Source organism: Nostoc sp. (genome assembly GCF_036917535.1).
Classification (GTDB): Bacteria; Cyanobacteriota; Cyanobacteriia; order Cyanobacteriales; family Nostocaceae; genus Nostoc.
Genome location: NZ_JBALDA010000109.1, coordinates 1 through 15,675, shown reverse-complemented (window position 1 = coordinate 15,675; position 15,675 = coordinate 1). Strand labels below are relative to the sequence as shown.

16 protein-coding genes and 1 pseudogene are annotated in these 15,675 nt (G+C 40.9%); 9 read left to right on the top strand and 8 right to left on the bottom strand.

What is annotated here, in order from left to right; all coding sequences use genetic code 11:
* Nucleotides 1-166: 166 nt before the first annotated feature.
* Nucleotides 167-1,321 carry a restriction endonuclease subunit S gene (locus V7K56_RS35735; protein WP_334918707.1) on the top strand — a complete coding sequence of 385 codons (1,155 nt, stop codon included), beginning with the start codon at nt 167-169 and terminating at the stop codon, nt 1,319-1,321.
* A gap of 3 nt (nt 1,322-1,324) precedes the next feature.
* On the opposite strand, the gene V7K56_RS35730 is transcribed toward V7K56_RS35735, so the two are convergent.
* The 3 genes and pseudogenes from V7K56_RS35730 to V7K56_RS35720 all read right to left on the bottom strand — a co-directional run bounded on the left by V7K56_RS35730 (nt 1,325) and on the right by V7K56_RS35720 (nt 2,357).
* Entirely contained in the window at nt 1,325-1,687 is a 363-nt protein-coding gene (locus V7K56_RS35730; RefSeq protein WP_334918705.1) for a hypothetical protein, read from the bottom strand.
* 47 nt (nt 1,688-1,734) lie between these two features.
* Nucleotides 1,735-1,965: pseudogene (locus V7K56_RS35725) on the bottom strand (papain fold toxin domain-containing protein); the annotation flags it as partial.
* Nucleotides 1,966-2,165: 200 nt separating this feature from the next.
* On the bottom strand, nt 2,166-2,357 hold the full coding sequence (locus tag V7K56_RS35720; RefSeq protein WP_334918703.1) for a DUF1902 domain-containing protein: 192 nt from the start codon (nt 2,355-2,357) through the stop codon (nt 2,166-2,168).
* A gap of 691 nt (nt 2,358-3,048) precedes the next feature.
* On the opposite strand from V7K56_RS35720, the gene V7K56_RS35715 reads away from it, so the two are divergent.
* The 6 genes from V7K56_RS35715 to ylqF all read left to right on the top strand — a co-directional run bounded on the left by V7K56_RS35715 (nt 3,049) and on the right by ylqF (nt 8,638).
* Complete coding sequence (locus tag V7K56_RS35715) at nt 3,049-3,852, top strand: type I restriction endonuclease (protein WP_334918701.1); 804 nt, start codon at nt 3,049-3,051, stop codon at nt 3,850-3,852.
* A complete protein-coding gene (locus tag V7K56_RS35710; RefSeq protein ID WP_334918709.1) occupies nt 3,801-5,459 on the top strand; it encodes a type I restriction endonuclease subunit R in 1,659 nt (552 codons plus the stop codon). Before V7K56_RS35715 ends, V7K56_RS35710 begins: the two co-directional genes overlap by 52 nt.
* Nucleotides 5,460-5,564: 105 nt before the next feature.
* Complete coding sequence (locus V7K56_RS35705) at nt 5,565-6,230, top strand: hypothetical protein (protein WP_334918699.1); 666 nt, start codon at nt 5,565-5,567, stop codon at nt 6,228-6,230.
* A complete protein-coding gene (locus V7K56_RS35700; RefSeq protein WP_334918697.1) occupies nt 6,227-6,925 on the top strand; it encodes a M48 family metallopeptidase in 699 nt (232 codons plus the stop codon). The genes V7K56_RS35705 and V7K56_RS35700 overlap by 4 nt, the downstream gene beginning before the upstream one ends.
* Nucleotides 6,926-7,245: 320 nt before the next feature.
* Complete coding sequence (locus V7K56_RS35695; RefSeq protein WP_334918695.1) at nt 7,246-7,635, top strand: VOC family protein; 390 nt, start codon at nt 7,246-7,248, stop codon at nt 7,633-7,635.
* Nucleotides 7,636-7,756: 121 nt separating this feature from the next.
* Nucleotides 7,757-8,638 (top strand): ribosome biogenesis GTPase YlqF, encoded by an 882-nt coding sequence (ylqF, locus tag V7K56_RS35690; protein ID WP_334918693.1) that lies wholly within the window; start codon nt 7,757-7,759, stop codon nt 8,636-8,638.
* Between the two features lie 363 nt (nt 8,639-9,001).
* Here the strand turns inward: ylqF and V7K56_RS35685 are convergent, their stop codons facing one another.
* The 5 genes from V7K56_RS35685 to V7K56_RS35665 all read right to left on the bottom strand — a co-directional run bounded on the left by V7K56_RS35685 (nt 9,002) and on the right by V7K56_RS35665 (nt 13,190).
* On the bottom strand, nt 9,002-9,763 hold the full coding sequence (locus V7K56_RS35685) for a class II aldolase/adducin family protein (RefSeq protein ID WP_334918691.1): 762 nt from the start codon (nt 9,761-9,763) through the stop codon (nt 9,002-9,004).
* Nucleotides 9,747-10,418 (bottom strand): hypothetical protein, encoded by a 672-nt coding sequence (locus V7K56_RS35680; RefSeq protein WP_334918689.1) that lies wholly within the window; start codon nt 10,416-10,418, stop codon nt 9,747-9,749. The genes V7K56_RS35685 and V7K56_RS35680 overlap by 17 nt, the downstream gene beginning before the upstream one ends.
* 68 nt (nt 10,419-10,486) lie before the next feature.
* Complete coding sequence (locus V7K56_RS35675) at nt 10,487-10,693, bottom strand: RRXRR domain-containing protein (protein ID WP_334918687.1); 207 nt, start codon at nt 10,691-10,693, stop codon at nt 10,487-10,489.
* Between the two features lie 27 nt (nt 10,694-10,720).
* Nucleotides 10,721-11,224: a hypothetical protein gene (locus V7K56_RS35670; RefSeq protein WP_334918685.1), complete on the bottom strand. Its 504-nt coding sequence runs from the start codon at nt 11,222-11,224 to the stop codon at nt 10,721-10,723.
* 268 nt (nt 11,225-11,492) lie between these two features.
* The gene (locus V7K56_RS35665) at nt 11,493-13,190 is read right to left on the bottom strand and encodes an RluA family pseudouridine synthase (protein ID WP_334918683.1); all 1,698 of its coding nucleotides are present in this window, start codon (nt 13,188-13,190) and stop codon (nt 11,493-11,495) included.
* A 563-nt stretch (nt 13,191-13,753) separates the two neighbouring features.
* On the opposite strand from V7K56_RS35665, the gene V7K56_RS35660 reads away from it, so the two are divergent.
* Complete coding sequence (locus V7K56_RS35660; RefSeq protein WP_334918681.1) at nt 13,754-14,779, top strand: AAA family ATPase; 1,026 nt, start codon at nt 13,754-13,756, stop codon at nt 14,777-14,779.
* 68 nt (nt 14,780-14,847) lie between these two features.
* Complete coding sequence (pnuC, locus tag V7K56_RS35655; protein WP_334918679.1) at nt 14,848-15,441, top strand: nicotinamide riboside transporter PnuC; 594 nt, start codon at nt 14,848-14,850, stop codon at nt 15,439-15,441.
* Nucleotides 15,442-15,675 lie beyond the last annotated feature (234 nt).

Sequence of the window (15,675 nt, the reverse complement as noted above, 5' to 3'; positions counted from 1 at the left end):
CGGTCTTTTTTCATCACCTGATTGACGTTTAGCATTTTTCTGTCTCATTCCAATCGCCAATCGTTACTTTACCTTATTAAGCGACAAGTCTAATAGAATTACTGATGGTTCACATCAATCAGTTAAAACATCAGATATTGGTGTTCCATTTTTGTATGTTTCTTGTGTGAGAGATGGACAAATACTCTGGGAACAAGCAGCAAAAATTCCTGAAAATACTTATGTAGAAATTTCAAAAGGACGAGAACCTGTAGCAGGATTGATTTTGTACACAGCTGTTGGTTCTTATGGACACGCTGCTTTAGTCCGAAAAAATTGTCAGTTTAGTTTTCAGCGACATATTGCCTATGTTCTTCCTAATACTGAAAGCGTATCACCGGAATATTTAGTTACGTTTTTAAACAGTCCACAGTGCAGAAAGTATGCTGATCAAGTGGCTTTAGGAAATGCTCAAAAAACAATTACACTCAGCGCTCTGTGTGGTTTTCCTGTTTTGCTCTCAAAATATAAGGAACAACAGTGTATTGCTGAAATTTTGGATACGGTGGATGATGCGATCGCACGCACATCTTCCCCTATTATAAAACTTAAACAAACCAAAGCCGGACTACTGCAAGACTTGCTCACACGCGGGTTAGATGATGATGGCAAATTAAGAAATCCACAAGCGCATCCTGAACAGTTCAAAGATTCGCCATTAGGACGAATTCCGAGAGAGTGGAAAATTTATTTACTAGAGGAGTGTGTTCGTTCTGATTCACAAATTACTTATGGCATTGTTCAAGCTGGGCCTCATGTTGAGGGTGGCATACCATACATTCGTACTGGAGATATGGGAGACGACCAATTAAGTATTGAGGGATTATTACGAACTTCCTCAAATATTGTTGCATCATATCGTCGTTCTGAAGTTAGAACAGGCGAAATTGTATGTGCAATTCGAGCTACTGTTGGCAAAGTATTAGAAGTTCCGGTGGAACTAGATGGTGCAAATTTAACTCAAGGAACGGCCCGAATAGCTCCTCGTGAAGATATCAACAATCATTACCTACTATGGATACTTCGCTCAATTTCTACAAAGCACCAGTTTGACTTAGTAATCAAAGGAACAACATTTTTAGAAATAACACTAGAAAATCTTAGAAAAATTAAAGTAGCACTTCCTTCATGCAGAGAAGAACAAGATAAAATTGCTGTTATTTTAGATACCAACGACACCCGCATCCGCACAGAACAAGTTTACCTTAACAAGCTCAAACTCCAAAAACAAGGACTGATGCAAGACTTATTGACTGGCAAAGTGCGAGTGAAAAATCTCTAGATATCAACTTTTATTAGTAATTTTATAACTAGCAATTACCTTCCGTTGAGGTTCTAAACTTTTATCTCGATTTTGAAACTCATCTAACAACCGATAGAAACTATTAAAACCCTCTTGTTCACTCCCACAGTGGAGCATAATAATCTTTGCCCAAGAGTTAGAAGTTGAGACATGATATTTTTTCTGCACCCAAGGCTGAAAATTTTCATGAAAATCATCCTCCCATGCGGTGGATTCAATATCTAACTCTCCCCTAGCAAATTCATATCCAACAAGAAAATGAAATAAATCACTCACCGAAGCCTTACCAATATACATCTCCGGCTTCGTTTTAATTTTTTGCAAAACTTCATACAGTCCGCCCATATCAAACCCCCATTTCAACTTATGAAACTATTTTATAACTGCGGCAATTATTGAATGATAAATTGTTCACTTGGACAGCTAAAATCATCAATCCAATCTTCTCCCGTCAATCCATCTGTTGAGAGATTATCAAATACTCGCCCGCGAACTTCTACGCCGTAGTGTTTACCATTAAGTGTAATTGACTCATTTATCCCGCGACGTTCCAAGCGCTTACTCAAAATATAATACTCCTTACGCTTTGTTGTCCTAATAAAAATAATTTTTCCCTCAATACCATTTTCTTGTAATCATTGCATCACAGCAGTAGCACATTCGTCACATTTATATAGGTTAAATTTTGCGACTATTTTACCGACTTCCTGATAAATTTCCTCATCAGATAACTGACTCACCCACTCACCCCGACATTTTATAAATGTATAAATAATAGTATTATTAGTTACTCTTGTTGATCGCTGATTAACTCAAAAGTAATTTAGCCTACATAGTCAGAGGGTATTATTTCATTCAGAACAATAAGTTCGGGAATCATTACTCGAAGCTTTTGAGTGAGAATTTCCATACTAGAAGCTTCTGTTGCTAATCCTGGCACATCTTCACTAGTTGCAACCCAAACCTCTGCATCTTTATCCCAAAATGCTTGAACTTTAAACGTGATTTGTGTCATTCTCAAGCGTTTTGTCGAATTTGCAATGTGTAGTTATATTTTACAGCAGCTTTTACTTGGGTAGACTACAGGCGTAGCGGGCATCATTGTTAATAACTGTAGAGTAAAGTTTTTAGCTCAGGCGAGGTTCAAGAAAAGATGGTTTAAGTTTTACAAGTTGATGCAATAACATAACAAGTCGATGCAATGGCATTGTGAATGATCGCACCAGTTGAAGGTCATGAAACTCAACAAAGTCCTGAAATGTTGGGTTACGTTCCTCAAGCCAATCTACCCCGGAGGGGGAAAAATTCAAAGTTTCTCTCCTTTTAGGCTACGGTGTACACACAAGTATGACCAGCATAGGTTTTAACTCTTCTAGTTGTTTCGTAGGGTGCGTTATGGAGACGCCGAAATAACAAATGAGTACGCCGAAATAACAAATGGGTACGCCGAAATAACAAATGGGTACGCCGAAATAACAAATGAGTATGCCGAAATAACAAATGTATTAGTGTAGCCGCACTTCTCTACGAGACGCTGCGCGTAGCAAGCCACGTTCGCGGAGCGTGCCGTAGGCAAGGGGTATGACAAGCTACTTCTCTACGAGACGCTGCGCGTAGCAAGGACAAGCTCAGTACAAGCCAGTGACCACCATAAATCTTTGGTGCAAAATATATTAGGTGTGTCCCTTAATGTAAAAACTATCACTATGCCACAATCAACCCCAGAATATATCTATGTAGAAAAACCCATCATAGAACAACTCATCAGCATGGGATGGCAATATATAGAAGGCAGTTGGGACAATCCCGCAATTACCGAACGCGAAAACTTTAAGCAAGTTCTAGTGATACAACGCCTCAAAGCCGCCATCAAACGCATCAACTTAGATGACAACGGCAATCCTTGGCTAGATGATATCCAAGTTCAAACCGCAGTGAGTCAATTAGAACGCTTGGGCGCAAACAGATTAATGGAAGCCAATCAAGCCGCTACAGAATTGCTACTTAAAGGTACTACTGTTTTAGGACAAGACGGTAAACAGCATACGGTACATTTTATTGAATTTGATCCTGAAAATCTTCACCGCAACAATTTTTTAGCCATCAATCAATACCGAGTAGACCCGCCTTGGGCAACTGGTAATCGGGGGTTTATAGTCCCAGACATGGTACTACTTGTTAACGGGATTCCTTTAGTAGTGATTGAATGTAAAAGTCCCAATTTAGATAACCCAATAACTGAAGCAATTCAAGATTTATTGAAATATTCCAACCAACGGGGTAGCAGTCAACCAGAAGGCGCAGAAAAATTATTCCACTACAATCTGCTGATGATAGCAGCATCGAGAGGACGGGCAACAGCCGGAACCATCGGCGCAAATTATGAACATTACGTTGATTGGAAAGATACCATTCCCAGCCCCCAAGCGGAAATTGCTGCACAATTAGGCGCTTCTGAATTGAATTCTCGCCAAACCTTGATTGCCGGGATGCGAAACCAGCTAATTTAATCGACATCCTGCATAATTTCACTCTATTTAAAACCAGTGGCGGACGCACTATTAAAATTGTCCCCCGTTACCAGCAATATCGGGCAGTTTATAAAGCACTGCACCAACTTCAACACAATCAAACCCGCGCCCAACATGGCACAGATGACCAACGTGGTGGCATTATCTGGCATACCCAAGGTTCAGGTAAAAGCCTGACAATGGTTTACTTAATTCGGAAAATTCGCACTATCCCAGAATTACGCCGCTTTAAAATTGTTGTGGTTACAGACCGCCGAGACTTAGAAAAACAACTTGCAGATACAGCCGTCCTCACAGGGGAACCATTACAAAAAGCTAAAAACGTCAAAAAGTTAGAACAATACTTGCAACAACCAGGCGCTGGCTTAGTCTTCGGAATGATTCAGAAATTTAAAGGTGGCGAAGATTCTGATGAAGAAGCAGAAATTGAACCAATTCCGAAAAACCTCAATCCTTCCGAAAATATCTTAGTGTTAATTGATGAAGCACACCGTTCTCACGCCAAAACTCTCCACACAAACTTATTAGAAGCATTACCTAACTGTGTCCGTATCGGCTTTACTGGTACACCCATTGTCAAAGCTGCGAAAAAAACCACGCTGCAAATTTTTGGTTCATTTATCGACGAATACAATATCCGCAAATCCCAAGAAGATAAAGTCACTTTGCCCATTGTCTACGAAGGATTAGAAGCTAGAGGTACTGTAACCCAAGGTGATGACCTCGACAAACTTTTTGAAATTATCTTTGCTGATAAAACCTCAGAAGAACGGGCGTTAATTAAAGCTAAATACGCAACTAAAACCCAAGTTGGCGAAGCAAGGGAACTAATTAAAGCCAAAGCTAAAAGTATGCTGCATCATTATATTGAGCGCATTTTAGCAGGAGGCTTTAAAGCGCAAGTCGTCGCCTCTACCCGTCTCGCCGCCGTCCGTTACCAAGAGGCGTTTGTGGAAGCGCAACGGGAAATAGTACAGCAGCTAGAACACCGCGCCCCCATTCTGCAAAATCTCGACGCAGAAACTTTAGAATCGCTTGATGCCGAAACTCGTTTTTTTGCTCAAGCACTCCCACATCTTGAAACCATCCGCAAGCTAGAATTTGCTACTATCATCTCTGGTGATAAGGGAGATGACAGTAACTGGAAAAAGTGGACAGATAAAAGCCAACAGGAAATTAATATTGAGAAATTTAAAAAGCCTTTAGACCAAGATAGTTTAGCGATTTTAATCGTAAAAAATATGCTGCTAACGGGTTTTGATGCTCCGTTAGAACAAGTTTTATATTTAGACAGGTCACTAAAAGAATACGAATTGCTGCAAGCGATCGCTCGTGTTAACCGAGTGTATGATGATAAAAAAACAGAAGGGTTAGTGGTCGATTATTACGGTGTTGATATCGCTGCTGCACTCTCAGTTTACGAGAATCTTGATACAGAATCTGCCTGGTTTGATATTCGTGCCGAATTGCCAAAGTTGCGCGACAGACACCAGCGAGTTATCGCTCTATTTACTGAAAATGGCGGCACAATTGATGATGTAGATGCTTGTGTAGACTTGCTCAAAGATGAACGCCTCAGAGTTTAATTTAACGACTGTTTCCAAGACTTTCTCAACACTCTTGATACAATACTGCCGCGTTCCGAAGCACGTCAGCCTTATAATTTTGTTCGAGATGCCAAAAAACTAGGCTTGATTAAAAAAGCTGTTGCTGACCTCTATAGAGATGAAAAACTTAACATCGTTAGTAGCAAAGAAAAAGTTAGAGCATTAATAGACCAATATATTGAATCGCAAGGTATTGACCCAAAAGTGCCACCGATTGATATTATGTCACTAGATTTTAAAACCCATGTTCAGCGTCATCGCTCAATTAAAGCACAAGCCGCAGAAATGGAATTCGCTGCCCGTCACCATATCAGCGTAAATTATGAAGAAGACCCAGTTTACTATAAAAATTTAAGTGAAAAACTAACAGAAATTCTGGAATCTTTAGCTGATAACTGGGAAGAAAAAGTTGAGGCGTTGCAGAAGTATATAGAACAAATTCAAGCTGGCCGTACTACAGATGAGACTGGATTAGATCCCAAAACTCAAATGCCATTTCTCAACATTTTAGGTGAATATTCCCAAAAACAACTCCCCGAACTTGCTCAAGCAACTGTAGAAATTGTCAAACATATCCGCCAAGAAGTACGACGGGTAAATTGGGGTAGCCAAATAGTCCAAGAGGATTTGAGAAGGTGGATAGCAGGCTACTTGGACGATCGTGATTTAGTGAGTTACAACCAACTCGAAGAAGTAGCAGATAAATTAGTCCAACTAGCTAGGAGAAATCGTGATAATTTAATGGCATGACAAGCATTACCTTTGGCGACCTGAATTTTGAAATTCGCCACAGTTCCAAACGCCGCACCGTAGGTATTACCGTCGAACGTGACGGTAAATTAGTCTTAGCTTCTCCCCCAGAAGTATCAATAGAAACATTAGAAAGAATTGTCAGCGAGAAACGTTACTGGATTTACAGCAAACTTTTAAAAAAAGAGTCATTAAATCCACCAGCTAGCATTAAAGAATACGTATCAGGTGAAGGTTTTTATTATCTAGGACGTAGCTATCGCCTGAAAGTAGTAGAGCAAGTTCAACAACAGCCATCTCTCAGACTCTATCAAAGCCGTTTTGAGTTACAACGCCCAGCACAAGCTCAAGGTCGAGAACACTTTATTCAGTGGTATAAGGAACACCTTCAGCCAATTGTAGAACACCAAATTGCTATACTGATTAAACGAGTTACTGCTTCGCCTCGTTCAGTACAAGTACGTGAGTTAGGGAATCGTTGGGGTTCTTGCGGACACAAAGGGGATTTATATTTTCATTGGCGAGTGGCAATGCTACCACAAACGATGATTGAGTATTTGGCAGTTCATGAATTAGTACATCTAATTGAACCGCACCACAGCACTGCGTTTTGGCATAGGATGGAGCGGATTGTGCCAGATTATCTTGAGCGAAAGCAGTGGTTAGCTGAGAATGGGGCAATTTATAACCTTTAGAAATATGTGAAATGATAAGTAGGTGGGCGTAAATTTTGTGGAGCGCAATTAATTATAATCGAATGATAAAAGAATACAAACCTTAAATTTATGGAGATTGTAATTTTAAATTTTGAATTTTGAATCGCCCCAATCAACCACAGAGAATTTTACAATTTTCCACAAGTTTATCGGGTAAAGATGTTCTCCGTAATTTTATTTCTACAATCACTGAACGTTCTCAAATTCGCTTTTACTAGATTCGACACTGCCGCAAGTCCTGAGTGTAAGAACTTTAGAAATGTGAGAGTCTCAAAAAAATCAAATAACTTAAGGCTTATATGGTTTTTCAGTACACTAACGCATTTGTCACCATAGCATCGGTTAATTGTGATAATTTAGTGAATTTCTATACTAAATTGCTGAAGCAAAAGCCAGTTATTTTGATTCCGAATGTCTATGCTAAATTTAATTTAGTTAGTATGCAATTAGATATTTTTAAACCAAAGAACATAAACGAATCAGAATTTGAAACGATGTCTAATGCTAAAAGTAAGATAAGTTTGTGTTTAGAGGTGAGTAACTTAGAAGATGCGATCGCTCATCTAACTGCTTTGGGCTATCCTCCACCAGGAGAAATTTCCATTGCTTCCCACGGCAGAGAAATCTATGCTTATGACCCTGATGGCAACCGTCTGATTTTACATCAAGCTGCTAGAGGGAGTCATTAGTCATTTGTCATTGGTCATTTGCAAAGGACAAATAACAAAAGACAAAGCGCAAAGTCTGAGTGGAGGTTTCCTCCCCTCAGAACTTTGTAAGAGAGGACAAATAATAAAGGACAAAGGACAAATGGCTATAACTCAAAACTATAGATTAAACCTGATTCAATGGTATCCAGGTCACATTGCAAAAGCTGAAAAGAAGCTCAAAGAACAGCTGAAGCGCGTAGATGTGGTGTTTGAAGTACGAGATGCTCGGATTCCCTTAGCGACTCACCACCCCCAAATAGGTGAGTGGGTGGAGGGTAAAACACGGGTGTTGATACTTAACCGAGTAGATATGATTACGCCGCAAATGCGATCGCTGTGGATCGATTGGTTTAAACGTCAAGGAGAAGTCCCTTATTTTACCAACGCTCAACATGGTAAAGGTATAGCAGAAGTAGCACGGGCAGCGCAAGCCGCTGGGGTAGTACTCAATCAAAGAAGAAGCGATCGCGGCATGTTACCCCGTCCAGTGCGGGCTGTGGTGATTGGTTTTCCTAATGTCGGTAAATCAGCTTTAATTAACCGCCTGTTGGGAAAGCGAGTCGTGGAAAGTGCAGCCCGTCCTGGGGTAACTCGCCAACTACGCTGGGTGCGAATTTCCGAACATTTAGAATTGCTAGATGCTCCTGGTGTTATCCCTCTAAGATTAGAAGACCAAGATGCAGCCTTGAAATTAGCTATTTGTGATGATATCGGTGAAGCATCTTACGATAACCAACTAGTAGCAGCAGCTCTAGTGGATTTACTCAACTATTTAGAAGCTGTAGCCGTAGATTTATTACCAAAAAAACCACTACAGTCTCGCTACCAACTCGATTCGACATCAAAGACCGGAGATACCTATTTGCACGCCTTAGCAGAACATCGTTATAAAGGTGATATAGAGCGAGCTGCAAGGCAACTTTTAACAGATTTTCGCAAGGGGTTGTTGGGTGAAATGAGTTTAGAATTGCCTCCTAATTAGATTACAAGCGTTTTCAGCCTGTTTTGAGTAGCAGGTGAGTAGTACTCAAAAGTCTGGGCACTCGGCTTTGGTAACATCTGGGTGGCAATAGTACTTCAAAACCGTTTGAACAGTATCACCAATCCAGTAGGCAACCTTGACAAATTTGCCAGTCATCAAATAATATCCTCCCTGTTTGTTAATTCCTGTGCTATCAATCAGGACTCTGGCTTTAGTTGCCTCTTGAGCCGCATCACAATACTATAAATTTATAGGTTTACCGGAGTATATAAATAAATTTAGGTTCAATTGACATTAAAATAGCGGGAAGTGATTTAATTTGATACTTCCCCGCCCATTATCCCAATGCCAAAAAACACGGCACTAATTTAGCAAATCAGGTTCTTCGCGCACAATCCGGTCGTAAAGGGGCTGGAAACTGAACCAGCCACTTACATGTGACCCCACTTGAGTTTGTGTTAAACGGGCTGTTTCGTGTTTGATAGTAGTGGGTCTACCCGCAGCTTCTGCTAGCAGTTGGGCTTGGCACGATCGCTCTAAGGTAATGTACCAAAAGGCAGCTTCATCGACTGTATGTCCCACAGTTAAAATGCTATGGTTACGTAAGATTATGGCTTTCTTTGGTCCCAAAGCTTGTGCCAGTCGCAGACCTTCAGAAGTTTCTAAAACAACACCTGTGAAATCGTCAAACAGGGCATGATCTTCGTAAAAAGCACAAGAATCTTGAGTCAAAGGGTCAAGAAGACGCCCCAAACTAGACCAGGCTTTACCATAAAGTGAATGGGCGTGAGCCGCTGCGATTACATCAGGTCGAGCTTCGTGAATCTGGGAATGGATGGTAAAAGCAGCTCGATTTACTTCAGCATCGCCTTTAACCACCTCACCTTCTCTGTTAACTAAAATCAGGTCAGAAACTCGGATATGACCGAAGTATACCCCGAACGGATTGACCCAGAAATGGTCTGTAAACTCAGGATCGCGAGCCGTAATATGGCCTGTGATTCCCTCGCTGAACCCAAACTTACCAAACAGGCGTAAGGCGGCGGCGAGACGTTGCTTGCGGTGGAGGCGTTCGTCTTCGACTCGCTCGAATGCAGGGGGCTGTGGTCTAATGTAACTGGACATATTCTTTTTCTTCTTCTTTACAGGGAGCGTTGGAATATCCAGAGCGAAAGGATTTGACGCTGTGAGATTCTGGGATAAACTGGTGGCGCAAGACGCAACCAGTATCATTACCCAGGATATGGATGGATACAGATACACTCTGGGATGTGGTTTTGACGGCGTGGATATCACCATCTGGGGGTAAGAGGCGGTAGATATCCCCTGGTTGAAGCCATCGCACTTCAGTTACTTGTAATTGTGCGTGTCCTTCGGCATCACCGCTATCTACACGGCGATAGACTGTTTCTTCTTGATTACCTTTGTATAAACCAATCAACCCCCAGGCTAAATGGTCGTGGACGGGAGTTGTGGAATCTGGGGGAATCACCAAACTAAATATTGACAAGGAACGGTCTTTAGCGCGATAAAGCAGCCATTGACCAATACCGCCACCCATCCGGCTTTTGGGATTGACTTGGGCAAACTTTTCCGGTAGCCATTGCTGTTGAGCAAGGAGTTCTTGAAAATAGGGTTCTAGTCTAGCGAGAGTTTGTGTGCGATCATCAACAGTATTAGCGCTAATTTCCCTCACTGTTGCTACAAAGGATCGTAGTTCCTCGCTCTCAATAAACCATTGGTCTTCTGGTAACGGTTCTAAAATAGTGTGGTTTGTCATCTATATTCCTCTGTTTAGGAGGCGACTAAGATTAACTAATTACTAAGTCGTAATTCGTAGTTAAGAATTCAATTACGATTTATTTTAATACCAGGATGAATCTTAAAGCCAAGTTGCTCAGGTTTGAGATGAGAAAGGGACTCCTTCAGAATGATAGTAAAAGGATATCGCTGGAATACAGTAGCTTTACCTTGTGACAATAGTAGCCTAGCATGGCTGATGCGTACTGGATATAACGGTTGTTGGTTGGCATCGAGAATGAATACTTTAGTCATGTAATTTTGAATTTTAGATTTGCGATGTCAGATTGGGTAGTGGCAAAGCTCCTGATCAGCGGCAATAGCTGACAATCCAGGAATGTCTCCACATCCGCCGATATCAGCTTGATTAACACTAATTGCTTGAAGTAAAGTAGCACATCGGTTAAAGGGACTAGCCCATTCAACTTTGATATTCTGGGCTGTAAGCTTCTTTTCTAACTCTCCTGGTTGACGTGCAATTGGGACTACACCTCCCTTTTGGTATCCCAGGCGTATCAAACTGATTTTATCTTGAGTCTGGTTACTGACATTTTTGGCAGTGTTATTAGTATTTGCAGAGTTACTTAGAGCGCAGCTAGAAATCATCAAACCTAGCCAGGAACTAGCAATCAATAAGGCACTAAAGGACTTGGTTAAGTGTTGTGGTAATAAAAATAAAAACTTTTTGAATTGATTAAACAACTTTTTTATTACTCCTTTTATTAAAGAAAAGACAAGAGTGAGAGTATAGAGATAAACTCCAGCACTCTTGTCTTTACTGCTCATTTAGGAATTTACAAGGAATAAATTATCCAATTTTGTGGGATATCTCATAATCATTTGTAGTTGGATATTTTTATTTAGAAGCCTCTTAGGTGTGATCTTTATTCTATAAATACTAAAAGCCGGTCGAATAGCCGTTGATTTACTCCAAACAGAAATTATCACATACAAATTTAAAAAGCAATAGGTGGCTGTTAGGAGAGACAAAGCGTAGCTTTAGCTCTTTGAGGTTCTTGGGATTTTAAGAAATCAGCTGATATAATATTACACGTCAAAAGGGCGTAATTGCTTGTAAATGCAGGGTTTTTTCTAACTGTGGATGCTCGAAACGAAGTTCTCTGGCGTGCAGATGTAACCGACTAGTAACTGCACAGCATCCATAAAGGCGATCGCCTAAAATAGTTATCCCAAGTCCTCGCGGATCGGCTGCATGAACCCTTAATTGATGAGTGCGTCCTGTTAATGGCGTAAATTCTACGCGAGTGTAGTTTCCTTCTCTCGCTATAACCTGGAAGTGTGTCAAGCTAGGTTTACCATACAGCCAATCAACTTTTTGCTCAGGACGATTTTCAGGATCTCCCCACAGTGGCAAGTCAATTTTACCTTGCTCAACTGTCACAGCACCAGAAAGTATGGCTTCATAAACCTTGTGAATCTGGCGTTGCTGAAACTGCTGGCTGAGTTGCCGATGAGTTTGGCGATTGCGTGCCAATAACAAAATCCCAGAAGTTTCTTGATCTAAGCGATGCACAGATATAAGCGCCATACCATCAGGTAACAAATCACGTAAGCGACTCAAGACACTATCTTGGCGATCGCGATAACGACCGGGTACTGAAAGTAATCCAGCAGGTTTGTTTACAGCAATCAGCCATTCATCTTCATAAATAATGGGTAAAGTGACCTCTCCCCAAACTCTTCCCCTATCAGGGCTGGAGGGGCTTCTTACTGCTTTTTCCTTAGCTGGCAAGGGAGGTTTCAAGCCTGAGAGCAAAAACCCCATCAATGGCTGACATCGCTCGGTACACGCTCCATAAAACTTTCCCGGAATTTTATCCTGATTTGCAGAAGACGTACCCCACCAAAATTCTGCCATTGCCAATGGTTTGAGATTATGTGTTGCCGCATAATGCAGCAGCTTTGGGGCACAACAGTCTCCTGTGCCAGTGGGCGAACCTCCTGGCATCAATTCTTGCAATGATTGCGATCGCCCGGAAAAATTAGTCAGGCTGTAGCTAGCGTGCATTTGAGTTTGTAATTGACGCGACAGTGCTTTACGCTGTTGTTTCAGTTCGCTAATTCGCGCATCCGTCGTTGCAATTAACTGCTGGAGGGGCTGTAATACAGCAGTTTGCTGGCGTTTAAGTTGTCGTCGCTCAATTCCCTGCTGACGACTCTCTTCGTCAAGTTGTTCAAGGGCAATCGTGAGTGCTTCGGGAGAGAGTGTATTGCAGATTTGCTGACGTTTTTCTTGTCGTTGATGTTTGCAATAGCGATGGCGATCGCTCATTGCTTGTAACTGCTGCTCAAAGTCATTAAACAGGATTTCATACTGCTGGCGTTCGGTGAGTTGCTTTAAGGTAATAATTTCTTGCTTGATCGCGTCCAACTGTGCCAAAGTACGGGCTTCCTCGAAAGCAACCTCATCTCGTCCGGGAATTGGCGGCACCCAGCCCTCAACCACACTGCAACCATTCAAAAGACCGGAAAAGGCTTTTAGTACCCGTTGTTCGCCATTAGGCAGTTCAACCAATAGGATTCCATACATCTTCCCTTCACGAGAATAACAGTTATTCATAGCAAGATATTGCATTAGTCCGTGGGCGATCGCTTCGGACATTGAAGTGCGGGGTAATTTTAGGCGAGCGCCACTTTGGGGACAACGCCCTTGATACCAATAACTACAAGATGAGTCGCTGATCGCAAAATCACAGTCGATGAAATCTGAAAGTGCGTGCAGAACTACCATACAAAGTATGATTGCAAATCTAGCTAATCTTAATATTTTAAATTATTGTCCATACTAACAAGTTCGTAGTCAGGACTTTAGTCCTTATTTTTAAGCACTAAAGTCCTGACCACAAACCTTCAAAACTAGCTTGACAAAGTATTAGTTGGAGTGCGATCGCCCATCTTAACTTGGGTGCGATCTGTTATCAGCAATAACTCGTTCAGTTCTAAGATTTGCAGGAACATAACAAGCGCGAGACGATGCAAAATTTACAGAAGGGATACCTGAACTATCTTGAGTGATCGCAGAAAAGTTGATAGAAACAACCAGAGAAAACACCAATAGAAAAATAGCAGTAAATCTTTTAGTCTTTCTATACATTGCTCAGTATTACCAAATAAACTATGTCGTAGTTTACTCCTACTTGAGCCATTTGAAATATTAAGAAACTTGTCTAGGGTGAAAAACAATACCTCCGCAAAAGAGGGAAGGGGCAATGCCTACGGCAGGCTTTATCCTTTTGGCTAATTGTAAAGCGGCAGTCATGGGGCAACAATAGGTATTTATGGAAAGTCAAAATTATGACTGGTAAATGCGGACTTACACTAGGTAAATACGCGCCTCTTCACAAAGGGCATCAATTGGTGATTGAAACAGCCTTAGCAGAGATGGATGAAGTGCTGGTGATGATTTATGATTGTCCAGAAGTGACTGCTATTCCTTTAACAGTTCGAGCAAATTGGCTGCGGCAAATTTATCCACAAATCCAGGTGATTGAAGCGTGGGATGGGCCAACTGAGGTTGGTGATACTCCTGAGATTAAGCAAAAGCATGAAGATTACATCCTGAAACAATTAAAATCACAAAAAATTACCCACTTTTACTGTAGTGAATTTTACGGTGAACACGTAAGTCAGGCATTGGGGGCAGTTAATCGGCTCGTAGATTGCGATCGCCAAACTTTTCCAATTTCTGGAACGCAAGTAAGAAGAGACGCTTACGCATTTCGAGAGTATTTACATCCTGATGTATACCGCGATCTGATCGCCAATATTGTTTTTCTGGGTGCTCCTTCAACAGGTAAAACCACCATTGCCTCACAATTAGCTAAAGAGTTCAACACTGTATGGATGCCAGAGTATGGGCGTGAGTATTGGGAAAAACATCAAATTAACAGACAACTTTCGCTCTCCCAACTTGTGGAAATTGCCAAAGGGCATTTAGAACGTGAAGAAGCTTTCTTATTGCAAGCAAACCAGTATTTATTTACAGATACCAATGCATTGACAACTTATCAATTCTCGTTGTATTACCACAAAACTGTTACCCCAGAGTTAGCAGAACTTGCCCATCAAGCCATGTCACGCTATGATTTAGTATTTCTTTGCGATTCAGATATACCTTATGATGATACCTGGGATCGCTCTGGAGAAGCAAACCGTAACATATTTCAAAAACAGATTCAGAGCGATTTAATTATGAGAAAAATTCCATTTTTTCACTTGAATGGCGACCTTAATACACGCATTAGTATTGTTAAAAGAGTATTGTCTAGCTACTACAAATATAGCAACTTGGGAAAGTTATTTTATCATGAAATTGTTTGACAAAGTGCATTAAAATGATTGAATTTTGGAGTGTAAATACTATCGCCTTTAATCTTATGGGATACCCCATGAGTTATGTAGAATTCTTGGGAACAATTTTTTCTCTATGGTCGGTGTGGCTAATTTCTCAGAGGAAAGTCCTGACTTGGCCTGTTGGGATAGTCAGCGTCTTGCTATACATGGCGCTTTTCTATCAAATCCGCTTGTATTCGGATATGTTAGAACAAATCTACTATTTAGTTATTAGTGTGTATGGTTGGTGGCGATGGATTACACCTGAACGTGATACTGGTAAAGTTTTGCAGGTTCGGTATAGTCCCCCAAGTAAAATTGTTTTGATTGCAGCAATTACAACAGCAGTTTCATTTGCAACAGGAGCTTTGATGAGTCAAATTCACCATTTACTCCCTGCAATATTTTTAGAGAAAGCTTCTTTTCCTTATTTAGATGCACTCACAACAATTATGAGTTTTACTGCTATGTGGCTGATGGTGCAAAAAAGGATTGAAAGCTGGTATTACTGGATTATTGTTGATGTTATTGGTATTTGGTTGTACTACGTTAAAGAAGTTAAATTTATTGCTTTTCTTTATGTAATTTTTTTGTTCATCGCAATTAATGGCTCAATATTTTGGCTCAAGACAGCTAAAATTCAAGACTGAGAACTCCTTATTTTCTGTTTCGTAGTGCCGTGGCACAGTGAAAATAGTGCACTAAACGATCTCAAATTCTCACGAATGATTTAGGACTGCTATATAAACAACAGATACCTCGAAATCATGTTGAGGTACTCCAAAATCGTGTTGAGGTACTCCAAAATCGTGTTGAGGTACTCCAAAATCGTGTTGAGGTACTCCAAAATCGTGTTGAGGTACTCCAAAATCGTGTTGAGGTAC

Excerpts from the sequence above, each read along its gene's own strand:
- V7K56_RS35695 (WP_334918695.1), top strand. The coding sequence starts at position 7,246 with ATGGTTTTTCAGTACACTAACGCATTTGTCACCATAGCATCGGTTAAT.
- V7K56_RS35675 (WP_334918687.1), bottom strand. The coding sequence starts at position 10,693 with ATGACTAAAGTATTCATTCTCGATGCCAACCAACAACCGTTATATCCA.
- V7K56_RS35685 (WP_334918691.1), bottom strand. The coding sequence starts at position 9,763 with ATGTCCAGTTACATTAGACCACAGCCCCCTGCATTCGAGCGAGTCGAA.
- V7K56_RS35715 (WP_334918701.1), top strand. The coding sequence starts at position 3,049 with ATGCCACAATCAACCCCAGAATATATCTATGTAGAAAAACCCATCATA.
- V7K56_RS35665 (WP_334918683.1), bottom strand. The coding sequence starts at position 13,190 with ATGGTAGTTCTGCACGCACTTTCAGATTTCATCGACTGTGATTTTGCG.
- V7K56_RS35720 (WP_334918703.1), bottom strand. The coding sequence starts at position 2,357 with ATGACACAAATCACGTTTAAAGTTCAAGCATTTTGGGATAAAGATGCA.
- V7K56_RS35660 (WP_334918681.1), top strand. The coding sequence starts at position 13,754 with ATGACTGGTAAATGCGGACTTACACTAGGTAAATACGCGCCTCTTCAC.
- ylqF (WP_334918693.1), top strand. The coding sequence starts at position 7,757 with ATGGCTATAACTCAAAACTATAGATTAAACCTGATTCAATGGTATCCA.
- V7K56_RS35700 (WP_334918697.1), top strand. The coding sequence starts at position 6,227 with ATGACAAGCATTACCTTTGGCGACCTGAATTTTGAAATTCGCCACAGT.
- V7K56_RS35730 (WP_334918705.1), bottom strand. The coding sequence starts at position 1,687 with ATGGGCGGACTGTATGAAGTTTTGCAAAAAATTAAAACGAAGCCGGAG.
- pnuC (WP_334918679.1), top strand. The coding sequence starts at position 14,848 with ATGAGTTATGTAGAATTCTTGGGAACAATTTTTTCTCTATGGTCGGTG.
- V7K56_RS35680 (WP_334918689.1), bottom strand. The coding sequence starts at position 10,418 with ATGACAAACCACACTATTTTAGAACCGTTACCAGAAGACCAATGGTTT.
- V7K56_RS35670 (WP_334918685.1), bottom strand. The coding sequence starts at position 11,224 with ATGAGCAGTAAAGACAAGAGTGCTGGAGTTTATCTCTATACTCTCACT.